Raw genomic sequence first — 6,038 nt, 5'->3', positions numbered from 1 at the left:
GCCGCCTTGATGCGGTGAAACCATGCGTTTGAAATCATGAGACAAAACCTTTCCCGCGCCGGGAATGACCCAGCGCTTTTCCCGTGGTGGGAAGTGACGAAAATTGTGAGATTGAAGCGGCTACGACACCGAAGGAGGCCCGCATGGAAAATGAAAGATACCCGCGCCGGGAAAGACCAGGTCAATCGCACCGGCGCGGGTCGCAGCAGGCCGGGAGGAGTGGGCGCGCGAAGGAGATGATGGGGGAGCGGTCATTCGGGGGGCTCTTTCGCCCCGTAAACATCCGGTCGGAGATCATGTCTCGAGATCCCGGTGATCCGCTCGAATTCGAGCGCGCGTGCTGCCGGTACGCGAGCCCAGCGATAAAGCGACGTGTGCTTGATCCCCAGCTCACGAGCGAGGGACACCACACCACCGGCCTGCTCGGCCCCTTTGCGAACGATTTCAATCATGGTTGCAAAGGTAGTTTAAACCTACATTTTATGTCAAGCGTATTGGTAGGTGCATTTTGGTAGGCATTGGCTACAACAGGTGTATGAAAACACTTGGGGAAAGAATCCGTTACGCGCGCAAGGCGCGGGGACTCGTGCAGCAGCAGGTGGCCTCCCACCTCGGCATAGCGCGCGTGAACATCACCCAGTGGGAAGCGGACCAGACAAAGCCCGAAGCCAAACGACTGCCGGAGCTTGCAACGCTTTTAGGCGTAACGGAGAGCTGGCTACTCAGCAGATCCGGGGAAGATCCACAGCCCACCAAAGCGGGCAAGCAGGCCGACAAATCCGTTAGCCGGATCATTCCAGGCCAACAGCTTATCAGCCCTGAAAAGATGCCTGTATATGCCGCCGCACAAGGCGGAGACGGACACGTTATTGTATCGTTTGATGCTGTGGATTACGTGAAGCGGCCGGCAGAGTTGGAAAGCGTCCGTGGCGGATACGGCCTGCTTGTGGCAGGCGATTCGATGGTCCCCGCATTCCGGGGAGGCGACATGGCGCTGGTGAACCCTCACCTTCCGCCGTCTCGAGAAAAGAACGTTATCCTCTACCATACCCCGCCTCATGGCGGGGATGTTGAAGCGATCATCAAGCAGCTTAACGGCTGGAATGACCGCGAATGGCACCTGCAGCAATGGAATCCATTCAAGGAATTCACTGAGTTTCGGCAGGAATGGCCGATCTGCCATCGCGTAGTCGGTCGTTACGACGCCCGCTAGTCAGCGGCCATCTCCAAAAGCTCAGCAGGCACGTCGCCGTACTTTGCGACAACAACGGCATCGTCCCATTCACCGGTGCTCGGATCACCGACGCGAGAAAACGCCACCACGCTGGCGCTCGTTTTCGCCATCCTCTCGGCCAGGATCTTGCAGTGATTGAGATCGCGAGCCTGCCTCGCATGATCAGGGATAAGCACACCCTTGTTGCCCTGCTGGAACGTCTGAACGACAAAGTACGTAGCCATAACAATCTCCTTGTTCTTGATGCGTTCTCATATACCATTCATCTGAATGGAGAAGTCCAGCATTTTATAGGGTAGGCTTTACCTACATATTATTATTGACATAGCAGGTAGGAATTAGCTACCTTGAGCAGCGATCCCTGGAATGGGCAATCGCACTCCCAGCCAGGAACGGTTCGGAGAAGCTAGCGTAGCGGTGGTAATCAGGACCTGCTGCCGTCATCGCCGAGGTCTACTTCCGTGAGCGCGATCTGAATGAGTACCGAAAACACATACTCGACTTGCCCCCTACCCCAGCACCCCCACCATATGTGGAGGTCCGCTCTGATGACTAATGCGGCTTTCGGGGAACATCTTCTTAATACAGGTTCAGAACCCGAGGGGCTGCCTCGAGAGGTGACGGTCGAATTCGGATCGTTCCCCCTTGAAGTACAAGGCCGACAACGTGTCGGCGAGGCTTTGCCAATTCGGAAACTCTCGACCTTCATCCTCGATCGGCAGACCATTTGGCGGAGAAACAAGGCGGTACTTGTTGCTAGCCGTTCCTGCATGCTTGTGGTCAAGCAGCAGCCCTTGAAGGTTGATTACATATCCGCTCTCTCCAAGAGCAAGCGCAATAGTTTCGTTCAAGCGCATTACGTCAATCTCCTTTCTATATTTGCATTGACTAAGTACATATAGCTGAAATCCGCCCACAATGTTACAAATCGCCTGGAAGAAATTTTCCGGGTTCCCTCTGCCGCCACGGAGAGCCAGCCATGACCAAGGCAGAACTGCGCCGCAAATATCGCCAGTGGGCTGCGGAAGAGATCGAGGCCATCGAGCTTATCGAGGCTGTCGGAAAGTATCTCGGTTCCCCATCACCGCAATCGAATCTGGATATCAACGATTGAACTGCATGATGAAAATGAAGCCTTCTTCATCTTTAGTCGCCGACAAGGTGAGCTCGCCGGCAACAAGAACTGACTTAGCGAGGGCACCAGCCAGCAGCACTTGCAGAACTTCGTCAGGATCGTCGCCTGCCCCTCTCATCAGGTATACGGCCAGAGCTCCAAATTCAGTAGTGTCGCACTGTTCTAAGGGGCAGTGTAGAGCAACTGCGGTGATGTTCTCATCCGCGCCAGAAGCGAACGCTGCAACTTCGGCTGTCTGTAGAAGGACGTATCGGCAGACGCGACCTTCCTCACCGGTCGATCGGCATTCGCGGTTGGAAAAATCAGTTTCAGACCAGCCCCGCGCGCTGAATGTCGGCAGCGCGTCGTATCTGTGCGCCGAAAGGGAAGAATCTGCTGCAATAGCGGCAGGGGAGAAGAGAGAAAAAAACCAACATATAGCAAAGCGCCACGCAGAAATCATCGATCGGCTCCCACTTCCCCAGATTTCACTGAGGTGTAGCAGCTTCGATTCGGAGCGCAACTGGGCCCCACCGCTCCAAACGAGAGCGCGGCTCTTGCAATTCGATCCCACCGACGTCGTCATGATGGAGGCCAAGCCATGACAGCAACCCAGCAGCCAAACTTCTCGACGGCCTTCCTGCTGTTTGCGCAGTATGGCGGCAAGGCCATTGTTCCAGTGGATGAGGTCTGCCGTGACTACTTCAGCCACCTGTCACCCGAGAAGTTTTTGCGCAAGGTTTCAGCTGGCGAAATTGCCATTCCGGTCGTGCGCTCTGATATTTCGCAGAAATGCCAGAAAGGCGTTTATTTACAAGATCTTGCTGATTATCTCGACGCCCGTCGTGCCGCTGCGCTCAAGGAACATCAGCAGCTTCATCGTGCGTGAAGCTGCTACATTTTTGCTACCTGAATGAAATTATCCTATATTTTCAATGCAAAGTGTCCAGTCGATCATGGGTGCGACGGCGAAGACGGGAGCGTTGAAATACTTGGCATTTTGTTGTTGTACGGACACTTACGTCTCTTTCTTCACCGTCTCGTTTGCGCACGTCCGGCGCCATTTCCGCCGATTTCGGCACTGGATTTGGTACAATGCACCAAATCAGGGGCCGGTCACGGGCACGATGAGCGCGCAAGCGCAAGGATGGCAGCATCGCCCCTACCGGCGCGAGTGCGGTTGATGCTGTATGGCGTGACTTATCACGAGACCGAGACCTTTGACAGACATCCTGCGGCTAGCGTCTGGATTTCAAAACGCGAACGGGAGCTCTCCAGACGAGGGGCAGTCGCCAAATCTAGAAATGATGATCCAACGACATTGGCCAAGGTCATCGATCGCTACGTCGAGGAAAGCGTCAAAGGGGTTGGTCGCACCAAAGCGCAGGTGTTGAAAGCCATCAAGGAATACGACATCGCCAATATGCCCTGCTCTTCGATCAAATCGAAAGACATCGTTGAATTCCTGCAGTCACTCACGGCAAAGCGACAGACCGTCGGAAACTACGCCAGCCATCTCGCTGCAATCTTCGCGATCGCGCGGCCGATGTGGGGCTATCGGCTCGACGAGCAGGAGATGAAGGACGCTGTCAAGGTTGGCCGCCGAATGGGTATCATAACCCGGTCAGCGCAACGCGACCGTCGACCGACTTTGGATGAGCTCGATCGGCTCATCGGCCATTTCATTGAACGGCGGAAGAAAGCCCCCCAGGCAATGCCAATGCACAAAGTCATCGCTTTCGCGCTATTTTCGACCCGTCGCCAGGAAGAAATTACGCGGATCAGATGGAAAGACTTCCAGAGAGAGCACAAACGCGTCCTTGTGCGCGATATGAAGCACCCTGGAGAAAAGATCGGCAATCACACCTGGGTCGACCTTCCCGATCAGGCGATCCAGATCATCGGCAGCATGCCAAAGAGCGAGGCAGAGATCTTCCCCTACTCCACCGACGCCATCTCCGCGAATTTCACGCGAGCCTGCAAATTGTTGGACATCGACGATCTCAGCTTTCACGACCTGCGGCACGAAGGCATTTCACGCCTATTTGAGATGGGCTGGAATATCCCCCATGTGGCTGCAGTCAGCGGGCACCGTTCATGGATCAGCCTCAAGCGATATACGCATATCCGTGAAACCGGCGACAAGTATGCTGACTGGGATGGGCTCAAGATGGCGATCGAGACCAAATAGAGAACTTGCCATATCCTTGGCAGATCACATTGGCGACGCTTCGCATCAGGCAATGGTAGACACCAGGCCGCTCATTTGCCCCTGTTCGCGGCTACAACGTATCCATCCGGCGAAGCTTGCAATTACCCATAAGTAGCTGACCCGTTTGGAAAAACTTTCGCTGAAATCTTGAATCGAAAGAATCACTTGTGATTCTGTCAACGGCGGAGTAAAAACCGGCCATGCGGCGGCGCAAAAGTCGGCCACTGTGGTGCGCGCATGAGACCGCCGGGAGGGCGTAGCCCGAGCGGTGGTCTCATGCGCGCGTTGCGATTTTTTTGAAGGGTTTCAGCCGGCCTTTCGGGCGCGGCTTTGGGCGAGACGATAGCTATCGCCGTTCATTTCAAGGATGTTGACGTGGTGGGTGATTCGATCGAGCAGCGCGCCGGTCAGGCGCTCTGACCCCAGAGTTTCCGTCCATTCGTCAAACGGAAGATTGCTGGTGATCAGAGTGGCGCCCCGTTCGTAGCGTTGCGAGATCAACTCGAACAGCAATTCCGCCCCGGTCTTTGACAGCGGCACAAAGCCCAGTTCATCGATGATCAGCAGCTTGTAGGCGGCCATCTGTTTCTGGAAGCGGATGAGACGGCGTTCGTCACGCGCCTCCATCATCTCGCTGACCAGAGCGGCGGCTGTGGTGAAACCGACGGACAGACCCTTCTGGCATGCGGCCAAGCCGAGGCCGAGGGCCACATGGGTCTTGCCCGTTCCGCTAGGACCGAGCGCAATGACGTTCTCGCGACGCTCGATCCATTCGCAACGGGCCAGGTCCAACACCTGCATCTTGTTGAGCTTGGGAATGGCGGCGAAGTCGAAGCTGTCCAGGCTTTTGACGACCGGGAACCTGGCCGCCTTGATGCGACGCTCGACCTTGCGGCGATCCCGCTCGATCATCTCCCGCTCGGCAAGCCGGAAGAGGTATCCGACATGATCAATGCTTTCGGTGGCGCATAGCCGGGCCAGCTTCTGGTGCTCACGCTGGAACGTCGGCAGCTTCAGGACTTTGAGATAGTGCGCGAGAAGGATCTCGGGTGCTTCTGTGCTCATGCCGCTTCTCCAGCATCCGATGACAGCAGGCGCATGTAGGCCTTCGCCGAGGTCGTCTCGACCGTCGCCCGTGGCAGGTAGGGATAGATGGACAGGTCCAGTCGCGGCGGTCGGCGTTCCACCCGGCACAGGATGAGGTGTTTGACCGCATCGAAGCCGATCGCGCCGAGCTGCATCGCCTGCTTGACGGCCGCATGCAGATCGGCGAGCTCGAAGCTTTCCAGCAGGCGCAGGACCTGCACGTACTCCCGCCGGCCATGCTTGGCCATACGAGCTTCCATCAAACGTGAGCGCAACGAATGGCCCACGGCTTTTGTGATTGACGGATAGGTTTCTGGCTTTCGGTCAGAACCTCTGCTTTGCCCGCTTCGGCATAAAGTAGGTTCGGATTTTGACGAGTGCTTCGGCGACGT

The 6,038-nt window shown here is 56.1% G+C and carries 9 protein-coding genes and 1 pseudogene; 4 read left to right on the top strand and 6 right to left on the bottom strand.

Translation table 11 applies throughout. From position 1 onward, the window contains the following. Positions 1-251: 251 nt before the first annotated feature. Positions 252-452, bottom strand: a complete 201-nt coding sequence (locus KLP42_RS26215) for a transcriptional regulator (protein WP_215571114.1) — start codon at positions 450-452, stop codon at positions 252-254. A gap of 83 nt (positions 453-535) precedes the next feature. Here KLP42_RS26215 and KLP42_RS26210 point away from each other — a divergent pair, with 83 nt between their 5' ends. Then, positions 536-1,213 (top strand): XRE family transcriptional regulator, encoded by a 678-nt coding sequence (locus tag KLP42_RS26210; protein ID WP_215571113.1) that lies wholly within the window; start codon positions 536-538, stop codon positions 1,211-1,213. Here the strand turns inward: KLP42_RS26210 and KLP42_RS26205 are convergent. Both KLP42_RS26205 and KLP42_RS26200 read right to left on the bottom strand, forming a co-directional pair. After that, a complete protein-coding gene (locus tag KLP42_RS26205; RefSeq protein ID WP_215571112.1) occupies positions 1,210-1,458 on the bottom strand; it encodes a hypothetical protein in 249 nt (82 codons plus the stop codon). The genes KLP42_RS26210 and KLP42_RS26205 overlap by 4 nt on opposite strands. Positions 1,459-1,824: 366 nt before the next feature. Continuing rightward, positions 1,825-2,091, bottom strand: a complete 267-nt coding sequence (locus KLP42_RS26200) for a hypothetical protein (protein WP_215571111.1) — start codon at positions 2,089-2,091, stop codon at positions 1,825-1,827. Positions 2,092-2,213: 122 nt separating this feature from the next. On the opposite strand from KLP42_RS26200, the gene KLP42_RS27190 reads away from it, so the two are divergent. Further along, complete coding sequence (locus tag KLP42_RS27190) at positions 2,214-2,348, top strand: hypothetical protein (RefSeq protein ID WP_286675516.1); 135 nt, start codon at positions 2,214-2,216, stop codon at positions 2,346-2,348. Here KLP42_RS27190 and KLP42_RS26195 read toward each other — a convergent pair. Continuing rightward, positions 2,338-2,811 (bottom strand): hypothetical protein, encoded by a 474-nt coding sequence (locus KLP42_RS26195; protein ID WP_215571110.1) that lies wholly within the window; start codon positions 2,809-2,811, stop codon positions 2,338-2,340. The two genes, KLP42_RS27190 and KLP42_RS26195, sit on opposite strands and share 11 nt — an antisense overlap. Before the next feature lie 138 nt (positions 2,812-2,949). On the opposite strand from KLP42_RS26195, the gene KLP42_RS26190 reads away from it, so the two are divergent. Together KLP42_RS26190 and KLP42_RS26185 are read left to right on the top strand one after the other, a co-directional pair. Further along, positions 2,950-3,237 carry a pyocin activator PrtN family protein gene (locus KLP42_RS26190; protein ID WP_215571109.1) on the top strand — a complete coding sequence of 96 codons (288 nt, stop codon included), beginning with the start codon at positions 2,950-2,952 and terminating at the stop codon, positions 3,235-3,237. Positions 3,238-3,531: 294 nt separating this feature from the next. Further along, complete coding sequence (locus tag KLP42_RS26185) at positions 3,532-4,539, top strand: site-specific integrase (protein WP_215571108.1); 1,008 nt, start codon at positions 3,532-3,534, stop codon at positions 4,537-4,539. Between the two features lie 327 nt (positions 4,540-4,866). Here the strand turns inward: KLP42_RS26185 and istB are convergent, their stop codons facing one another. Both istB and KLP42_RS26175 read right to left on the bottom strand, forming a co-directional pair. After that, positions 4,867-5,625: an IS21-like element helper ATPase IstB gene (gene istB / locus KLP42_RS26180; protein ID WP_215571107.1), complete on the bottom strand. Its 759-nt coding sequence runs from the start codon at positions 5,623-5,625 to the stop codon at positions 4,867-4,869. After that, a pseudogene (locus KLP42_RS26175) lies at positions 5,622-5,912 on the bottom strand (IS21 family transposase); the annotation flags it as partial. The pseudogene KLP42_RS26175 and the gene istB, both read right to left, overlap by 4 nt. Positions 5,913-6,038: the final 126 nt, after the last annotated feature.

Origin of the sequence: Rhizobium sp. CSW-27, from assembly GCF_018760785.1 — a bacterium.
In the GTDB taxonomy this organism is placed as follows: domain Bacteria; phylum Pseudomonadota; class Alphaproteobacteria; order Rhizobiales; family Rhizobiaceae; genus Neorhizobium.
This window is presented reverse-complemented; position numbering and strand designations above follow the sequence as displayed.

Coding starts and splice junctions, on each gene's coding strand:
- KLP42_RS26215 (WP_215571114.1), bottom strand. CDS start 452: ATGATTGAAATCGTTCGCAAAGGGGCCGAGCAGGCCGGTGGTGTGGTG.
- KLP42_RS26210 (WP_215571113.1), top strand. CDS start 536: ATGAAAACACTTGGGGAAAGAATCCGTTACGCGCGCAAGGCGCGGGGA.
- KLP42_RS26205 (WP_215571112.1), bottom strand. CDS start 1,458: ATGGCTACGTACTTTGTCGTTCAGACGTTCCAGCAGGGCAACAAGGGT.
- KLP42_RS26200 (WP_215571111.1), bottom strand. CDS start 2,091: ATGCGCTTGAACGAAACTATTGCGCTTGCTCTTGGAGAGAGCGGATAT.
- KLP42_RS27190 (WP_286675516.1), top strand. CDS start 2,214: ATGACCAAGGCAGAACTGCGCCGCAAATATCGCCAGTGGGCTGCGGAA.
- KLP42_RS26195 (WP_215571110.1), bottom strand. CDS start 2,811: ATGATTTCTGCGTGGCGCTTTGCTATATGTTGGTTTTTTTCTCTCTTC.
- KLP42_RS26190 (WP_215571109.1), top strand. CDS start 2,950: ATGACAGCAACCCAGCAGCCAAACTTCTCGACGGCCTTCCTGCTGTTT.
- KLP42_RS26185 (WP_215571108.1), top strand. CDS start 3,532: ATGCTGTATGGCGTGACTTATCACGAGACCGAGACCTTTGACAGACAT.
- istB (WP_215571107.1), bottom strand. CDS start 5,625: ATGAGCACAGAAGCACCCGAGATCCTTCTCGCGCACTATCTCAAAGTC.